This is a genomic window from Sphingopyxis sp. JAI128, from assembly GCF_014207235.1.
Classification (GTDB): Bacteria; Pseudomonadota; Alphaproteobacteria; order Sphingomonadales; family Sphingomonadaceae; genus Sphingopyxis.
This window is the reverse complement of the sequence record NZ_JACHDA010000002.1, coordinates 449,841-466,365: the sequence shown is the minus strand read 5'-3', so window position 1 is coordinate 466,365 and position 16,525 is coordinate 449,841. Positions and strand designations below refer to the sequence as shown.

Sequence of the window (16,525 nt, the reverse complement as noted above, 5' to 3'; positions counted from 1 at the left end):
ACGATGGCGCCGCCACGCATCGAAAAGATATTCACCGCGCTGGATGTCGGGTCGTGGAAGGTGTGCGCGCTGATTGCGGGGCAGACCGCCGACGGCCAGCTCCATGTACTCGGCACCGGCCAACGCGAAAGCCGCGGCGTCCAGCGCGGCTATGTCGCCGACATGGAACAGACCGAACATGTCGTGCGCGAAGCGATCGAACAGGCCGAACGCATCGCCGGACTCAATATCGACGATGTATGGGTCAGCTTTTCGGCGGGCGGGCTATTGAGCGACGTCGCGCCGATCGAGAGCGAACTCGGCGGCCACCGGATCGAGCAGGAGGATATCGACGACCTGCTCGCCGCCGGTCGCGCCGGGATCGATCCCGAAGGCCGGATGATCCTCCACGCCCAGCCGGCGCTCTACACCCTCGACGGCCTCAACGGGGTCAAGAACCCGATCGGCCTCCACGCCGACCGGCTCGGCGTCGACATCCATATCATCATGGCCGACGGCGCGCCGGTGCGGAATCTGGAAGCCGCGGTCCGCCAGGCGCATCTCGACGTCAACGCCGTCGTCGCCTCGCCGATCGCGGCGGGGCTGGCCTGTCTTTCCGATGAGGAACGCGATCTTGGCGTCGCGCTCGTCGAAATCGGCGCTGCGGTCACCACCGTCTCGCTCTATGCGGGCGGCATGCTGGTCGAAATGGCGTCGCTGCCGTTCGGCGCCAGCGATATCACGGACGATATCGCCTCGGCCTTTGGCATCCGTCGCAGCCAGGCGCAGCGCTTGCAGAGCTTCTACGGCTCGGCATCGGCGAGCCCGCGCGACAATAACGAGATCATCGAGCTCGAACCCGGCGCCCCGTCGGGCAGCGATTCCCCGCGCATCACCCGGGCACAGCTCGTCACCGTGATACGCCAGCGCCTCGACGCGATGATGGGCGAGATCGGCCGGACGCTCAAGGACCTGCATTTCGTCGGACCGATCGGGCGCCAGGTGGTGCTTGTCGGCGGCGGCGCCGACCTCAAGGGCATTGCCGATTACACGCAGGTCGCGCTGGGACGCGCGGCGCGCGTCGGACGACCGCGCGGCTTGCACGGCCTGCCCGATGCGCATAGCGGCCCCGCTTTCGCGACGCTCGCCGGTCTGGTTCTCTATGCCGCGTCGGACCCCGTCGACCTGCGCGACCTGCCGATGATGGCACAGGATGTGTACAAGCCGGCGGGGACCTCGATCCTTCACCGGTTGATGGCCGCGTTGAAAAGCAGTTTTTAGTTGCCGCAACGGCAAAAAGGTTAATTTTTTGGGTGATTCCGAAGTCACAATAGTGCAATGCGGTGACTAGGATCCGGACGGCAGGACCACCGTCCGTCTGGGTCGCATGGTGAGGGAAGCGGCACCGGTTCGCCGCTGCAGGGAGACTGATTGATGAGCATCAATATTGGCCCGCCGCAGGTCGATGAGCTGAAACCGCGCATTGCGGTGATCGGCGTTGGCGGCGCGGGCGGCAATGCCATCGCCAATATGATCGCTTCGCGCGTCGAAGGCGTCGATTTCGTCGTCGCCAACACCGACGCGCAGGCGCTGAACGCATCGCCGGCCGAACGCCGCATCCAGCTGGGGACGCAGATCACCCAGGGGCTGGGCGCGGGTTCGCGGCCCGAAGTCGGCCGCGCGGCGGCCGAAGAAAGCATCGCGCAGGTCGAAGAGGCGCTGAACGGCGCGCATATGTGCTTCATCGCCGCGGGCATGGGCGGGGGCACGGGCACCGGCGCGGCCCCGGTGATCGCCAAGGCGGCGCGCGACCGTGGCATTTTGACCGTCGGCGTCGTGACCAAGCCCTTCACCTTCGAAGGCCAGCGCCGCATGCGCTCGGCGGAATCGGGCATCTCCGAGTTGCAGGATCATGTCGACACGCTGATCGTCATTCCGAACCAGAATCTCTTCCTCGTCGCCAATCCGAACACGACCTTCAAGGAAGCGTTCACCATGGCCGACGAAGTGTTGCAGCAGGGCGTACGCGGCATCACCGACCTGATGGTCATGCCCGGCCTCATCAACCTCGACTTTGCCGACGTGCGCAGCGTGATGCGCGAAATGGGCAAGGCGATGATGGGCACTGGCGAAGCCGAAGGCGATGGCCGCGCATTGGAAGCGGCGCAGAAGGCTATCGCCAATCCCTTGCTCGACGGTGTTTCGATGGCGGGCGCGAAGGGCGTCATCATCTCGATCACCGGCGGCGAGGACATGCGCCTGATGGAAGTCGACGAGGCCGCGAACCATATCCGCGAACTGGTCGATCCCGACGCCAACATCATCTGGGGCAGCGCCTTCAACGACAGCCTTGACGGCAAGATTCGCGTCTCGGTCGTTGCAACCGGCATCGACGGCACGGGCGACGCGGCGCAGGCCGCGCCTGCGACGCGCAGCTTCTCCTTCGCCCCCGCGCGCGCTGCGGCGCCTGCACCGGTGGCCGAAGAGACCGTCGAACCCGAAGCCCGAGAAGAGCCGCTCGCGGAGATCGAACCGGCCCGGCAGGATAATGATCCGGCACCCGGTTTTTCGCTGGGCGATGCGGCGGAAGCCCCGGCCGCCGCGGCCGAGGAAGAGCCGATGGAATTGTCGCAGGTCGCCGCGACCTATGACGATACGGCCGACGAACTGGTGCTCGGCGCGCCCGAAGCGCCCGCGGCCGATTTTCGCGCGGCGCCCGCCGCCGACGCGGTGCCGGCACCCGACGCCGCGCCGCGCGGCATGGGTGGCGGCACGCTGTTCGAGCGCATGTCGCGCCTGTCGCGCGGGGCGACTGCGCCCGAAAGCGAACAGGGCGACAAGGAAGACGGGGTCGATATCCCGCGCTTCCTGGGACGCCAGAATAACCAGTAACAGGGCATCGAACGGTCGCCCGCCGGGCACGGCAGGCCGGAAATCGGGATGAGTTGCCCATGCGGCAGGTGAAATCGACGGCGAAGCCGGGATGCGCGCGGCGGATCGCCCGTGCGCTCGGCGTGCTGCTGCTGGGCTCCGCCTCGATTTTGCCGGCCCAAGCCATGCAGGCGCGGCCGCCCGATGCGGCGACGAAGACCGCGATGGAAAAGCGGACCACCGCCCGCACCCTGCTGTCGTCGGCGCTCGCGCGCATCGCCGCCAACGCCAGCGATGCCGGCGCACTGCTCGACGCGGGCCGCGCCTCGATCGACCTTGAGGATTATCGCGCCGCACTCGGCTTCCTTGTTCGGGCCGAACAGGCAAGCCCGCGCGACGGCGCGATCAAGGCCGCGCTGGGTTCGGCAATGGTCCATCTGGAAAACCCGACGCGCGCGCTCGACTATTTCGGCGAGGCGCAATTGATGGGCGCATCCGAACGCCTGTTCCTTGCCGACCGGGGGCTGGCGCGCGACCTGCTGGGTCAGCAGGATGCGGCGCAGCGCGATTACCAGCTCGCGCTATCGGTCACCCCCAACGACGAATTGACCCGGCGGTATGCCCTGTCGCTCGGGATCAGCGGAGATGCCGACCGCGCGATCGCCATGCTGACGCCGCAACTGCGCGCGCAGGATCGCGGCGCCTGGCGGCTCCGCGCCATGATCCTGGCGATGAACGGCCGCGACAAGGAAGCGAGCGAGATCGTCCACGCGACGATGCCGCCGGCGATGGCACAGAATATCCTACCCTATCTGACCCAGATGGATCGGCTCAATCCGGCGCAGCAGGCTGCGGCGGCGCATTTCGGCCGCTTCCCGAACGGACAGCTCGGGCCGAAACGCAAGCCGGTGCAGATGGCGGCAGTGGCCCCGGCGCCGGCCGCCCCGACCCCCGCCGCGACGACCAGGCGTCCCGCCGCGGATAGCAGGCGGCAACCCGCCGCGACCCCTACACCGAAACCCGCGCCCGTCGCCGTAACGCGCAAAGCCGCGGTGGCGGCGAAACCGCCGGTCGCGGCGTCCGCGCCGGCTGGCGTGCCCGCCGCTGTGGCTGCGCGCCCGCCAGCGACGCCTCCCACGACGCCGGCTCCGGTAAACCCGCCGTCGGCCACCCCGGCACCGCCACCGGCGGCATCGCGGGTGGTCGCGGCACCGCCCCCTGCGGCAGCAACGCCGACGCCGATCGGCGCCGCAATCGACGACAGCAAGGGGCCGATCGGTCCGGGCTTCTCGATCGCCGACATGGGACGCACGACACCGGCCGCCTCGACCACGCCGCCTGCGGCCGCGCCTGCTGCCGCCGCGCCGGCGCCCGTGGAGAATGGCCCCGTTTCGGTGCCCCCGGCCAACATGCCCGCCGCAGGGCCCGCGTCGGCCCCGGCGGCGGCAGCGCCGCTCGCCTCGCTCGCCGACATCGTCGGTTCGATCCAGATTCCGGCCGAAGAACTGGCGCAATCGGACAATGCGATCGGCGCCGAAACGCTCGCGAAGCTGATGGACGACAAGCGCAAGGCCGAAGCCGCCGAGGCAGCGAAGCGCGAGAAGGACGCTGCGGCGGCGAAGGCGAAGGAAGAGGCCGAGGCCAAGGCGAAAGAGGAAGCGGCCAGGAAAAAGGCCAATCCGGCGCGCACTTGGGTGCAGATCGCCACGGGCGCCAACCTCAAGGCGATCGCCTTCGACTATAATCGCTTCGCCAAGCGCAACGCGGCGCTGTTCAAGGGCAAGTCCGGGTCGACCGCCGAATGGGGCCAGACGCGGCGCCTGCTTGTCGGGCCGTTCCCTAATCGCAAGGCGGCGCAGGATTGGCTCGGCGACTATAAAAAGGCCGAAGGCGACGGCTTCCTGTTCGATAGCGAGGTCGGCGAAATCGTCGAGCCGTTGAAGTGAGTGTCGCGGCCTGCGCCAGCAGACCGGAAAATAGCCGGGGGCGCCTTCATGTCGAACAGGGCCGCGTCGTGCGCGGGCCGCGCGACGATTTCCAGCGCGACCGCGACCGCATCATCCATTCGATCGCCTTTCGTCGCCTCCGCCACAAGACGCAGGTGTTCGTCGCCCCCGACGGCGATCATTATCGCGTTCGCCTGACCCATAGCATCGAGGTTGCGCAGATCGGCCGCGGTATCGCACGTGCGCTGGGGCTCAACGAGGACCTGACCGAAGCGCTGTGCCTTGCGCACGATATCGGCCATCCGCCCTTCGGCCACGCGGGGGAGGATGCGCTGAAGGCGGCGATGGCAGCGCATGGTGGCTTCGACCATAATGGCCACACGCTGCGCACGCTCGCGCGGCTCGAATGCCCTTATCCGCGCTTCGACGGGCTCAACCTGACCTGGGAAACATTGGAGGGGCTCGCCAAGCATAATGGACCGGTGACGAATGCCGGCTGGGCGCTCGCCGAGATCGACGGCGATTTTGCGCTCGACCTCGGCAGTCGCGCCAGTCTCGAAGCGCAGGTCGCGGCGATCGCCGACGACATCGCCTATGACAATCACGATATCGACGATGGGCTTCGCGCGGGCCTGCTCGACCTCGACCAGTTGATGGCGCAGCCCTTCGTCGCCGCCAATTTCCTCGCCGTCGAAGGCCGTTTCCCCGGTGCGCCGCGTGACCGGCTGCTGCGCGAGCTCGTCCGCGATCAGATCGGCGTGATGGTCAACGACGTGATCGCCGCGACGACTGCGAACGTCGCCGACGCAGGCGTCGCGAGCGTCGAGGAAGTGCGCGCCGCGGGGCGGACGCTCGGCGGCTTCTCGGCCGGGTTGGCGGCCGAGGAACGCGAACTCAAGCGCTTCATGTACGCCAATCTCTATCACCATCCCGAACAGCTTGCCGCCGCCGAGGCGGCGAGCAAGGTGGTCGGCGACCTCTTTGCGGCCTATGCCGCCGAGCCGCGCCTGATGGGCGGCGACTGGCCCGCGCGCCTGCCGGGCGAAATATGCGCGACAAACCGGCATATCGGCGATTATATCGCGGGCATGACCGACCGCTTCGCCATCGACCGCTATGCCGAAATCTTCGGCCGCGACGCGGTGCCCGCGGCGCTGGCGCATGCCTGACGCGCTGATCGTCGGCGCGACCGGGATGGTCGGCCGCGCGGTGATCGCCCGTTTCGGATCGGCTCCCGTCACCGTCCTCGCACGCCGCGAGGTCGAAGGGCTCGCACCGTATCACAAGGCGCTGGTCGCGCCGTCCGAACGCTGGGGCGATATCATTGCAGCCGAAAAGCCCGCGGTCCTCATTTCCTGCCTCGGCACCACGATCCGCCAGGCGGGGTCGCAGGCCGCCTTTCGTGCGGTCGATCACGATCTTGTCCTTGCGGGCGCGCGAGCCGCGCGCGCTGGCGGGGCGCCGCATATGATCGCGGTCAGTTCGGTCGGCGCGGCGGCGAAGAGCGGCAATTTCTATCTGCGCACCAAGGGCGAGACCGAGGACGACCTCATTGCGCTCGGCTTCGACCGGCTCGACCTGATCCGCCCCGGCCTGCTGCGCGGCGACCGTCCGGGGCCGCAGCGGCTGGGCGAGGGGCTCGCCACCGTCGCCGCGCCGTTCACCGACGCTTTGCTCCACGGCCGCTTCCGCCGCTACCGTTCGATTTCGGGCGACCGCGTCGCCGCCGCGATCGTCCGGCTCGCGGGGCAGGGTGGCTTGGGCGTGCATATCCACGAAAACGACGATATCCGCGCGCTCGCCGATTGACTCCGTCGGGGGGCAGCGCCAAGGCTCGCAGCGTCTGTCGGGCCTCGCAAGAGATTCGACCGGCCGCGCGGGAGAGCGCGGGGGCAACCCCGCCACCGAAGGAGCAACCGCCCCGGAAACTCTCAGGTCAAGCGGACCGCGCAGGCTGGAACGGACACTCTGGAAAGCGCTCCGGCCGTTTCTGGCGGAGCCACCGAAGGGGTAACTCCATGAGATATGGAGGAAAACTCTCAGGTTCCCGTGACAGAGGGGGCATGGCGACAGCGCGGCACCGGGCCGCGCCTTGCCGTGTCAACAATGACGGGAGTGTGCGATATGCGCGAAGATGACGAAGTTCCGATCGAAACGGCGGCCCTGCCGCTCGACGCCTGGCACCGCGCCAACGGCGGCCGCATGGTCGAATTCGCCGGATACTGGATGCCGATCCAGTATGAAGGCATCATGGCCGAACATCTCTGGACGCGCGAAAGCGCCGGCCTGTTCGACGTCAGCCATATGGGCCAGCTTTCGCTGTCGGGTGACAAGGTAGCCGAAGCGCTCGAAACGCTCGTTCCGGGCGATATCTCGGCATTGAAACCCGGCCGCATGCGCTATTCGCTGCTCCTGGGTGACGACGGCGGCATCCTCGACGACCTGATGATCACCAACGAAGGCGACCAATATGGCATCGTCGTCAACGGCGCGGTGAAATGGGAAGACATCGGCCATCTTCGCGAAAACCTGCCCGACGACATCACGCTCAATCATAATGAGGATTACGGCCTGCTCGCATTGCAGGGGCCGAAGGCGGTCGACGCGCTCGCGCGGCTGGTGCCCGAGGCGGCAAATCTGGTGTTCATGCAGGCGGCGCGTGCGTCGTGGAACGGCCACGCGATCGCGCTCAGCCGCTCGGGCTATACCGGCGAGGATGGCTTCGAGATTTCGGCGCCGAACGAGGCGCTTGAAGCCTTTGCCGATGCACTTTGCGCGATGGAAGAGGTGAAGCCTATTGGCCTCGGCGCCCGCGACTCGCTTCGCCTCGAAGCCGGCTTGCCGCTCTATGGCCACGACCTCAACCCGGCGATCGACCCCGCCGAAGCCGACCTCGGCTTTGCGGTCAGCAAACGCCGCCGCGAAGAAGAGAATTTCCCCGGCGCCGCGCGTATTCTCGGCCATCTCGAAGACGGCCCACCCCGCAAACGCGTCGGCCTGCTCGTCGACGGCAAACTGCCCGTGCGCGAGGGCGCCAAGCTGTTCGACGGCGAGGACGAGATCGGCGTCGTGACGTCGGGCGGCTTTGCCCCCAGCGTCGGCGCGCCGATCGCCATGGGTTATGTGCCGCGCGACCACGCCGTCCCCGGCACCGCGATCGCAGCGGAGGTGCGCGGCAAGCTTGTCCATTGCACCGTCACGGCCATGCCGTTCGTCCCGCATCGATATGTTCGTAAAACAGGAGGTTGACCGATGCCGCGTTATTTTACCGAAGAGCATGAGTGGATCGACGTCGATGGCGACGTTGCGACGGTCGGTATCACCGACTTCGCGCAGGGGCAGCTTGGCGATATCGTGTTCGTCGAAGTTCCCGATACCGGCGCCGAACTGACGCAGGGTGGCGACGCGGCGGTGGTCGAATCGGTCAAGGCGGCCAGCGACGTATATGCGCCGGTCGACGGCACCGTGACCGAAGGCAATGGCCAGCTCGAAGAAGATCCCGCGCTCGTCAATTCGGATCCCGAAGGCGAAGGCTGGTTCTTCCGCATGACGCTTGGCGACAAGAGCCAGCTCGACGGCCTGATGGACGCTGCCGCGTACAAGGCCTTCTGCGACGCCCTGTAGGGCCGGGACCCGCAACCGATCGCCCCGCACCGGGGCGGGGAGGGGAAGGGACAAGATGACCGACGCCGCACTCGCCAATTGCCGCCTGATGGTGGCGACGCCGATCTATGAGGGCGCGCAGGGCACCTATGTCCGCGCCGCGCTCGGCCTTGCGCTGCGCGCACAGGCGGCAGGCATGACGGTCCGGTTCGAATTCATCCTGTACCAGCCGTCGATCACGCGCGCGCGCAACACGCTGACCGCGATGTTCCTCGCGAGCGACTGCACGCATATGCTGTTCATCGACGCCGATATCGATTTTTCGGCGGACGATGTCTTCTCGCTGATCCGCGTGATGGAGGCGCATCCGCAGTGCGGCGTTCTGGGCGGCGCCTATCCGCGACGGATGATCAACTGGCGCAATGTCGCGCGCGCGGTCGAACTGGGGCTGGCAAAGGATGATCCCGCCGGCCTCGCCCGCTTCGCGGGCGATTTCGCGCTGCACTTCCTGAATCCCGACCAGAATTTCAAGATGACCGACCTGGTCGAACTGTCGCGGCTCGGCACCGCGATGATGCTGATCCGCCGGGAGGTGCTGGAAGGCATGCGCGCCGCGATGCCGGACCTTGTCTACCGCCCCGATCCAGCCGAACGCCAGGCGCACGGCATCGGCGATCTGGAACCCGCTTTCTTCTGCCCGCTGGTCGATCCCGAAACGCAGGCGCTCCTGTCCGACGATTATGCCTTTTGCCAGCGCGTCCGCGACGCGGGATTTCGTATCTGGCTTGCTCCATGGGTGCGCACGACGCACGCGGGGCCGGCGGTTTTCGCGGGCGCTCTCGCCGACACGGCCCAGCTTTTTTCAGCAAAACCCGAATCTTCTCCGGAGTAGTTCATGCGTTATCTCCCCCTTACGACCGATGACCGCGCGGCGATGCTCGCGACCATCGGCGCGTCTTCGATCGACGAGCTGTTCGTCGACGTTCCCGCCGCAGCGCGCCTCGACGGTCCGATCGCAGGCCTGCCGATGCAGGCGAGCGAACTGGCGGTCGAACGCCATATGGCGACGCTGTCGCGCCGGAATCGCGCGGCAGGCGACGGTCCCTTCTTCCTCGGCGCGGGGGCGTATCGCCACCATGTGCCCGCGAGTGTCGATCATCTGATCCAGCGCGGCGAATTCCTGACCGCCTATACGCCGTACCAGCCCGAAATCGCGCAGGGCACGCTGCAGATGCTGTTCGAATTCCAGTCGCAGGTCGCGCGCCTGCTCGGAACCGACGTCGCCAATGCGTCGATGTACGATGGCTCGACCGCCTGCTGGGAAGCAATCGTCATGGCGCGGCGCGTCACCAAGCGCGCGAAGGCGCTGCTGTCGACCGGCCTCCACCCGCATTACCGCAGCGTCGCGCGCACGATGGCCAAATATACCGGCGATGTGCTCGTCGACGGCGACCCGGCGCTCGAAGCCGGCACCGACTGGGCGGCGCTGGCGGCCAGCATCGACAAGGAAACGAGCTGCGTCGTCGTCCAATATCCCGACATCCTCGGGCGTATCGACGACATGACGACGCTCGCCGAAGCCTGTCAGACGGCGGGCGCGCTGCTGATCGCGGTCGTCACCGAACCCGTCGCGCTGGGCCTGATCAAGTCGCCCGGCGAAATGGGCGCCGACATCGTCGTGGGCGAAGGACAGTCGCTCGGCGTCGGCCTGCAATTCGGCGGGCCGTATGTCGGCCTCTTTGCGTGCAAGACCAAATATGTCCGCCAGATGCCCGGCCGCCTCTGCGGCGAAACCGTCGACGCCAATGACAAGCGCGGCTTCGTGCTGACGCTGTCGACCCGCGAGCAGCATATTCGCCGCGAAAAGGCGACAAGCAATATCTGCACGAACTCAGGTCTTTGCGCGCTGGCCTTCAGCATTCATATGACGTTGCTCGGCGAGGCGGGCCTGCGCCGGCTTGCCGCGATCAATCATGGCCGTGCGAAGGCCGCCGCCGCCGAACTTGCGAAGATCCCCGGCGTTTCGGTGCTGAACGACCGCTTTTTCAACGAATTCACGCTGCTTCTTCCGACCGCGGCGCGGCCCGTGGTGCACAAGCTGGCCGAAAAGGACATCCTCGGCGGCGTGTCGCTCGGCCGCCTTTATCCCGACAACACTGGCCTCGAAAACGGCTTGGTCGTTGCTGTAACCGAAACCGTGACCGAAGGGAATATCGCCGCCTTTGCCACGGCCCTGAAGGAGGTGCTGGCATGACCGCGCTCAATCGCGCCGGCTGGCGCCCCGAAATGAATGTCGCGGGCGGCGCCGACGACAATGTCACCTTCACCGGCAATCGCGCGCTGATGCTCGAGGAGCCGCTGATCTTCGAAATCGGCGGAACGGGCACGACGGGCGTCGATTTCGATGAAGCGGCGCCCGCCGCCGACCTGGGTTCGCTCATGCGTAGCGAGCCCATCGGTTTGCCGGGGCTCAGCGAATCCGAAACCGTGCGCCACTACACCCGCCTGTCGCGCCAGAATTATGCGATCGACCTCGGCCTCTTTCCGCTCGGCAGCTGCACGATGAAGCATAATCCGCGCCTCAACGAAAAGGTCGCGCGGATGCCCGGCTTTGCCGACGTGCATCCGTTGCAGCCGCAGGAGACGGTGCAGGGGGCCTATGCGGTGATCCACGAGCTGGCCGAATGGCTGGTGACGCTCACCGGCATGCACAGCGTTGCGATGTCGCCCAAGGCCGGCGCGCATGGCGAGCTTTGCGGGATTCTCTGCATCAAGGCGGCGCTCGAAGCGCGCGGCGAGGATCGCCGCGTCATCCTCGTCCCCGAAAGCGCGCACGGCACCAACCCCGCCACCGCGGCCTTCGCGGGCTTTACCGTCGAGGATATTCCGGCGACCGAAGAGGGGCGCGTCAATCTGGAAGCATTGAAGGCGCGCCTTGGTCCCGACGTCGCCGGTGTGATGATCACCAATCCCAATACCTGCGGGCTGTTCGAGCGCGACATGAAGGCGATTTCGGACGCCGTGCATGCCGCGGGCGGTTATGTCTATTGCGACGGCGCGAACTTCAACGCGATCGTCGGCCGCGTCCGCCCCGGCGATCTTGGCGTCGACGCGATGCACATCAATCTGCACAAGACCTTTTCGACGCCGCACGGCGGCGGCGGTCCCGGCTCGGGTCCGGTGGTCTTGTCCGAAGCGCTGGCGCCCTTTGCGCCATTGCCCTTCGTGACGCAGCAGGGACAGGCGTTCCGCCTGATCGAAGAGGAAAGCGCGGGCGAGGATCATCCCGAAACCTTTGGCCGAATGACCGCCTTCCACGGCCAGATGGGCATGTTCACGCGCGCGCTGGCCTATATCCTCAGCCACGGTGCCGACGGGCTGAAGCAGGTCGCCGAGGATGCCGTGCTCAACGCCAATTATGTGCTGCGCAGCCTGACCGATGTGCTCGACGCGCCCTTCGCGGCGTCGGGCCCGTGCATGCACGAGGCGCTGTTCAGCGACAAGGGGCTCGCCGAAGGCTTCTCGACGCTCGACATCGCCAAGGGGCTGATCGACGAGGGCTATCATCCGATGACGGTCTATTTCCCGCTCGTCGTCCATGGCGCGATGCTCGTCGAACCGACCGAGACCGAGAGCAAGGCGGTGCTCGACCAGTTCATCGGCGCATTGCGCAGCATCGCGCTGCGCGCGAAGAACGGCGACCCGGCGCTCAAGTCGGCACCGCACTTCGCGCCCCGCGCGCGGCTCGACGAAACGCTGGCGGCGCGCAAGCCGGTGCTCGCCTGGGAAGGTGCCCGATAGTCCGTCGCCGGGATGGCCGTTGAAGGGGGAGAGTCAGATGAGCTGGGATAGCCTGTTTCTGTTCGCCAATTACTGGGCCTTTGCGGGGTGGATTGCGCTTGCCTTCCTGCCGCGCAGCCCGCGCATCCTTGCGGCGATCCTCTATGCGGGGGTGTTCCTGCTCTGCTTCACCTATACGGTGCTGGTCGTCGGCTTCCTTTCGGGCGGCATCGATCCCGGCGGGCCGGGCGGCGGCGACTTCACGACGCTGAAAGGCGTGATGAAACTGTTCGACAGCCCCGGCGGAGCGACGCTCGGATGGGTGCATTATCTCGCCTTCGACCTGTTCACCGGCATGTGGATCGCCCGCGACGCCGATCAGAAGGGCTTCGGCCGTATTGTCCAGTTTCCCTTCCTCTTCCTGACGCTGATGGTCGGCCCGGCGGGCCTGTTCGCGTGGCTGATCGTCCGCGAGCGGCGCGCGCGGGCGATGGCGAAAACGTGACGCCGCAGCCCTGGATGCCGGGCGACGGCGGCGAAGCCGACAAACGCCACGCCCCCGCGACGCTGCGCAATCGCGATGCGATTACGGACGTGCTGGCCGACTGGCTGCCCGCGACCGGAACGGTGCTCGAGGTAGCGAGCGGGTCGGGCGAGCATGTCGTCCATTTCGCCGCCACTTTCCCGCATCTGGACTGGCAGCCGAGCGATCCCGACCCAGCGGGCCTGACCTCGATCGCCGCGTATCGCGCCGAAGCGGGTCTTGCGAATATTGCGCCGCCGCTCGCGCTCGATGCGTCGTCCGCACGCTGGCCCGCCGATCGTGCCGATGCGATCCTTTGCATCAACATGGTCCATATCAGCCCGTGGGCGGCGACGCTCGGCCTGTTCGCCGGCGCGGCCCGGCTGCTCGCGGCGGGCGCGCCGCTGATCCTCTATGGCCCCTATATCGAACCCGATACGCCGACCGCCGAGAGCAATCTTGCCTTCGATACGAACCTGCGCGCGCGCGATCCCGCCTGGGGGCTGCGCGATACCCACGTGATCAAGGGTGCGGCGGCGGACGCCGGCCTTGCCTTTGCCGAGCGCCGCGCAATGCCGGCGAACAATTTGATGCTGCTGTTCCGCCGCACCTGACGGACCTGACAGGATCGGCGATCGGCGCTTTACCTCGCGGGTAGAGGCGCTAGCCTCCCTCCAATTGCGCGCAAACGACGCGATTCGAGGAGAGAGAGGCGATGGCCCGCGACGTTTCGGACCTGTTTACATTCGACGAATTCCTGACCCATTGGGCCGGCGAACGCCCCGGCCGCGTGGCGCTGCGCGAAGAGGATCGCGTCTACAGCTATGCCGAGCTCGACGATCTCACCGCGCGCGCCGCTTCGGCGCTGATCGCATCGGGGCTCGAAAAGGGCGACCGGATCGCGTGGATCGGCAAGAATAGCGACCTCTATTTCACGCTTTTCTATGGCGCGGCGCGCGCCGGGATCGTGATGGCGCCGATCGGCTGGCGCCTTTCGCCCGCGGAGTGGGCGTTCATCGTCAACGATACGCAGGCGAAGATGGTTTTCGCGGGCCCCGGATTCGAGGGGCTGGCCGACCAGCTTGCAGGCAAGCTCCAGAATGCGCCCGCGATCGTCGGTGCTGCCGATGCGTGGGCGATGATCGATCGTGCCGAGCGCACGCCGTTCGAGCCATCGGCGACGAACGATGCGGTGCTCCAGCTCTACACCTCGGGTACGACGGGAAATCCCAAGGGCGCCGTTCTGTCGAACCGCAACCTGTTCGCGCTGCGCAAACATTCGAGCACGCTCGATATGCCCTATACCAAATGGGAGGATGACGAGGCGGTCCTCGTCGCGATGCCGTGCGCGCATATCGGCGGCACCGGGCTCGGCATCATGGCGCTAGCGGCCGGGCTTCCCGGCGTGGTGCTCGCCGAATTCAACCCCGACGGGGTGTTCGACGCGGTCGAGCAGCATGGCGTCACGCGCTTCTTCATGGTGCCCGCGGCGCTCCAGATGCTGTTGATGCACCCGCGCTGCGCCAGCGTCGATTACAGCCGGCTCAAATATATCCTCTATGGTGCTGCGCCGATCCCGCTCGATCTGCTGCGCCAGTGTCTCCGGGTCTTTGGCGCGCAATTCATCCAGGCCTATGGGATGACCGAGACCACCGGCACCATCTCGATGCTGCCGCCCGAGGATCACGACCCGGAGGGCAATGCGCGCATGCGCTCGGCAGGCAAGGCGTTGCCGGGAGTCGAAATCGTCATCCTCGGCCCCGACGGGCAGCCGGTCCCGACGGGCGAGGTGGGCGAGGTGGTGACGCGCTCGTCGAACAATATGCTCGGTTATTGGAACCTTCCCGACGCGACCGCGAAGACGATGACCGACGACGGCTGGATTCGCACTGGCGACGCGGGCTATCTCGACGCCGACGGCTATCTCTTCATTCACGACCGGATGAAGGATATGATCATCACCGGCGGCGAAAATGTCTATCCTGCCGAGGTCGAAAGCGCGATCTTCGGCCATCCCGCGGTGCAGGAGGTCGCGGTGATCGGCATCCCCGACCAGAAATGGGGCGAGACGGTGAAGGCGGTCGTCGTCGCCAAGCCCGGCACGAATGTCGAGGAAGCCGACATCATCGCCTGGGCGCGCGAGCGGATCGCCCCCTTCAAATGCCCGCGCAGCATCGACGTGATCGAAGCGCTGCCGCGCAATGCCAGCGGCAAGATCTTGCGCAAGGATCTGCGTGCGCCCTATTGGGAAGGCTATGAGCGGATGGTCAATTGAGCGAGCCTCAGCGCAGTTTTCGCTCGAGTTCCGGCGCGATCGTCGCGTCATTCCGCTCCAGCCCGTCGAGCGTCGCGCGCGCCATCGCGCGATAAGCGGGCAGAAGGTCGGGGCTGAAGGCCGCGAGCGCGTCCAGATGATCGCCAATCGTCCGGTGATCGCCGCGCAGCAGCGGGCCCGACAATCCGGCGAAACCCCGTTCGAGGCCGTTTTCGAGCGCGGCGCGGACGAGCGGCGCCAGCAGCGCCGCGGGATCGTCGACCCCGGCCTCCGTCAGCGCGTCCGACGCCCCGGCGATCAAGGTCACGAGATGGTTCGATGCATGACACAAGGCCGCATGATAGAGCGCGCGCCGCTCCTCGGCGATTTCGACCGCGGTGCCGCCCAATAGCGCGACGATATGCCGCGCCCGCATTGTCGCTTCGGGCGTCGATCCCGTAATCGCGAACCGCGCACCCGCCATGCGCCGGATTTCGTTTTCGGGTTCGCCGGTAAAAGTCATCGCGGGATGCACCGCCGCCGTCAAGGCGCCCGCCGCGCGCAGCGGTCCAAGGACGGCGGCGCCGCTCCGCCCGCTGACGTGAAAGACGAACGGCGCGGCTCCCCCCCGGAGCATGGCCGTCAGATCGGCGACAACGTCGGCGAGGGCATCGTCGGACACCGCGATGGCGACCACATCGCATTTGCCGATCAGACCGTCGGCTTTCGGCGCGGCGATGCAGCCGGCCCGCGCCGCGACCGCCCGAGCGCTTTCGGGGGAGCGTCCCCACAACAACGGAAGGGCGGTCGAATGCGGCGCGAATCCGAGGGCGAGCGCCTGCGCAACCCGGCCGGTGCCGATGATACCGAACTGCTGGAATCGGGGCCTGTCCATCATGGCGCATCTAACGCAGTCCTGCGGATTGCGCCAACGCGCTGGCTATCCGATGGGCGAAATCATGCAGCGAGCGCGGCGCCCGACGCATGCGGGGGAACTGGCCGCGAACGATCCGAAAGGCGCTGATGATCGCAATTACGCATCGTCGCCGCAATGTGGGTCGAATTTTTGTCGATACGGGAACTTCTTGCGCCTGTCGGGGATTGATCCGGGATTCCCCCATCAGCAAGGACGAGCACAGCCCATGACGGACCGCATCGCAGAGCTTGAGGCGGCGCTGAAGCCATTCGCTGAAATGGCAAGACAGATGGAACAGGTGGCGACCCAGCACGGGTGCGAGCCGTCCGACATCATTCGCCGTGCCAGTTATCAGGACTGCGCCGAGGCCCGATCCGCTCTCGGTCGTCGCGATCAAGAGATGCTTGCTCAAGAATCCCGTCAAGCCGTTTAGCGGGCTGCCGCTTCCGTTGGAGGCAGGGCGAAAAGAACTAAACTTCCGCTAACGACCCGTTGCGGTCTTTAATCCTCCCTGTGGCGAAGCCATGGGGAGGTGGCAGCGCGAAGCGCTGACGGAGGGGCGCGACGTCGCAGGCCCTCCACCACCGCCTGCGGCGGCGGTCCCCCTCCCCATGGCTGCGCCACAGGGAGGATATTCCGCCCATCGTCATCCC

The 16,525-nt window shown here is 66.9% G+C and carries 15 protein-coding genes and 2 riboswitches; of the genes, 14 read left to right on the top strand and 1 reads right to left on the bottom strand.

Annotated elements, in window-relative coordinates; all coding sequences use genetic code 11:
* Positions 1-3: 3 nt before the first annotated feature.
* The 13 genes from ftsA (at position 4) to HDC35_RS06150 (ending at position 14,977) form a co-directional block, all read left to right on the top strand.
* On the top strand, positions 4-1,260 hold the full coding sequence (ftsA, locus tag HDC35_RS06210) for a cell division protein FtsA (protein ID WP_184644738.1): 1,257 nt from the start codon (positions 4-6) through the stop codon (positions 1,258-1,260).
* A gap of 153 nt (positions 1,261-1,413) precedes the next feature.
* Positions 1,414-2,871, top strand: coding sequence for a cell division protein FtsZ (ftsZ, locus tag HDC35_RS06205; protein WP_184644736.1), 1,458 nt, complete (start codon positions 1,414-1,416; stop codon positions 2,869-2,871).
* A 59-nt stretch (positions 2,872-2,930) separates the two neighbouring features.
* Positions 2,931-4,796, top strand: a complete 1,866-nt coding sequence (locus HDC35_RS06200; protein ID WP_184644734.1) for a tetratricopeptide repeat protein — start codon at positions 2,931-2,933, stop codon at positions 4,794-4,796.
* Positions 4,793-5,965, top strand: a complete 1,173-nt coding sequence (locus tag HDC35_RS06195; protein WP_184644732.1) for a deoxyguanosinetriphosphate triphosphohydrolase — start codon at positions 4,793-4,795, stop codon at positions 5,963-5,965. The genes HDC35_RS06200 and HDC35_RS06195 overlap by 4 nt, the downstream gene beginning before the upstream one ends.
* A complete protein-coding gene (locus HDC35_RS06190) occupies positions 5,958-6,605 on the top strand; it encodes an NAD-dependent epimerase/dehydratase family protein (protein ID WP_184644730.1) in 648 nt (215 codons plus the stop codon). Before HDC35_RS06195 ends, HDC35_RS06190 begins: the two co-directional genes overlap by 8 nt.
* A gap of 58 nt (positions 6,606-6,663) precedes the next feature.
* Positions 6,664-6,754: riboswitch (glycine riboswitch) on the top strand.
* Positions 6,755-6,862, top strand: a riboswitch (glycine riboswitch). It begins immediately after the preceding riboswitch.
* A 58-nt stretch (positions 6,863-6,920) separates the two neighbouring features.
* Positions 6,921-8,045, top strand: coding sequence for a glycine cleavage system aminomethyltransferase GcvT (gene gcvT, locus HDC35_RS06185; RefSeq protein WP_184644728.1), 1,125 nt, complete (start codon positions 6,921-6,923; stop codon positions 8,043-8,045).
* A 3-nt stretch (positions 8,046-8,048) separates the two neighbouring features.
* The gene (gcvH, locus tag HDC35_RS06180; RefSeq protein WP_058802156.1) at positions 8,049-8,420 is read left to right on the top strand and encodes a glycine cleavage system protein GcvH; all 372 of its coding nucleotides are present in this window, start codon (positions 8,049-8,051) and stop codon (positions 8,418-8,420) included.
* A 55-nt stretch (positions 8,421-8,475) separates the two neighbouring features.
* Positions 8,476-9,291 (top strand): glycosyltransferase family 2 protein, encoded by an 816-nt coding sequence (locus tag HDC35_RS06175; protein ID WP_184644726.1) that lies wholly within the window; start codon positions 8,476-8,478, stop codon positions 9,289-9,291.
* Between the two features lie 3 nt (positions 9,292-9,294).
* A complete protein-coding gene (gene gcvPA, locus HDC35_RS06170; protein WP_184644724.1) occupies positions 9,295-10,653 on the top strand; it encodes an aminomethyl-transferring glycine dehydrogenase subunit GcvPA in 1,359 nt (452 codons plus the stop codon).
* A gap of 32 nt (positions 10,654-10,685) precedes the next feature.
* Positions 10,686-12,200, top strand: a complete 1,515-nt coding sequence (gene gcvPB / locus HDC35_RS06165) for an aminomethyl-transferring glycine dehydrogenase subunit GcvPB (protein ID WP_260397610.1) — start codon at positions 10,686-10,688, stop codon at positions 12,198-12,200.
* 37 nt (positions 12,201-12,237) lie between these two features.
* Complete coding sequence (locus HDC35_RS06160; RefSeq protein ID WP_184644720.1) at positions 12,238-12,684, top strand: ABA4-like family protein; 447 nt, start codon at positions 12,238-12,240, stop codon at positions 12,682-12,684.
* A gap of 14 nt (positions 12,685-12,698) precedes the next feature.
* Entirely contained in the window at positions 12,699-13,316 is a 618-nt protein-coding gene (locus HDC35_RS06155) for a DUF938 domain-containing protein (RefSeq protein WP_184645234.1), read from the top strand.
* Between the two features lie 101 nt (positions 13,317-13,417).
* Positions 13,418-14,977 carry a fatty acid--CoA ligase gene (locus HDC35_RS06150; RefSeq protein ID WP_184644718.1) on the top strand — a complete coding sequence of 520 codons (1,560 nt, stop codon included), beginning with the start codon at positions 13,418-13,420 and terminating at the stop codon, positions 14,975-14,977.
* A gap of 7 nt (positions 14,978-14,984) precedes the next feature.
* Here the strand turns inward: HDC35_RS06150 and HDC35_RS06145 are convergent, their stop codons facing one another.
* The gene (locus HDC35_RS06145; protein WP_184644716.1) at positions 14,985-15,854 is read right to left on the bottom strand and encodes a Rossmann-like and DUF2520 domain-containing protein; all 870 of its coding nucleotides are present in this window, start codon (positions 15,852-15,854) and stop codon (positions 14,985-14,987) included.
* Between the two features lie 49 nt (positions 15,855-15,903).
* Here HDC35_RS06145 and HDC35_RS06140 point away from each other — a divergent pair, with 49 nt between their 5' ends.
* Entirely contained in the window at positions 15,904-16,305 is a 402-nt protein-coding gene (locus tag HDC35_RS06140; protein ID WP_184644714.1) for a hypothetical protein, read from the top strand.
* Positions 16,306-16,525: the final 220 nt, after the last annotated feature.

What these genes read in the sequence shown, in the direction of transcription:
- HDC35_RS06155 (WP_184645234.1), top strand. Translation starts at nt 12,699, where the DNA reads ATGCCGGGCGACGGCGGCGAAGCCGACAAACGCCACGCCCCCGCGACG.
- gcvPB (WP_260397610.1), top strand. Translation starts at nt 10,686, where the DNA reads ATGAATGTCGCGGGCGGCGCCGACGACAATGTCACCTTCACCGGCAAT.
- HDC35_RS06150 (WP_184644718.1), top strand. Translation starts at nt 13,418, where the DNA reads ATGGCCCGCGACGTTTCGGACCTGTTTACATTCGACGAATTCCTGACC.
- gcvT (WP_184644728.1), top strand. Translation starts at nt 6,921, where the DNA reads ATGCGCGAAGATGACGAAGTTCCGATCGAAACGGCGGCCCTGCCGCTC.
- HDC35_RS06200 (WP_184644734.1), top strand. Translation starts at nt 2,931, where the DNA reads ATGCGGCAGGTGAAATCGACGGCGAAGCCGGGATGCGCGCGGCGGATC.
- gcvPA (WP_184644724.1), top strand. Translation starts at nt 9,295, where the DNA reads ATGCGTTATCTCCCCCTTACGACCGATGACCGCGCGGCGATGCTCGCG.
- HDC35_RS06145 (WP_184644716.1), bottom strand. Translation starts at nt 15,854, where the DNA reads ATGATGGACAGGCCCCGATTCCAGCAGTTCGGTATCATCGGCACCGGC.
- ftsA (WP_184644738.1), top strand. Translation starts at nt 4, where the DNA reads ATGGCGCCGCCACGCATCGAAAAGATATTCACCGCGCTGGATGTCGGG.
- gcvH (WP_058802156.1), top strand. Translation starts at nt 8,049, where the DNA reads ATGCCGCGTTATTTTACCGAAGAGCATGAGTGGATCGACGTCGATGGC.
- HDC35_RS06160 (WP_184644720.1), top strand. Translation starts at nt 12,238, where the DNA reads ATGAGCTGGGATAGCCTGTTTCTGTTCGCCAATTACTGGGCCTTTGCG.
- HDC35_RS06190 (WP_184644730.1), top strand. Translation starts at nt 5,958, where the DNA reads ATGCCTGACGCGCTGATCGTCGGCGCGACCGGGATGGTCGGCCGCGCG.
- HDC35_RS06175 (WP_184644726.1), top strand. Translation starts at nt 8,476, where the DNA reads ATGACCGACGCCGCACTCGCCAATTGCCGCCTGATGGTGGCGACGCCG.
- ftsZ (WP_184644736.1), top strand. Translation starts at nt 1,414, where the DNA reads ATGAGCATCAATATTGGCCCGCCGCAGGTCGATGAGCTGAAACCGCGC.
- HDC35_RS06140 (WP_184644714.1), top strand. Translation starts at nt 15,904, where the DNA reads ATGGGCGAAATCATGCAGCGAGCGCGGCGCCCGACGCATGCGGGGGAA.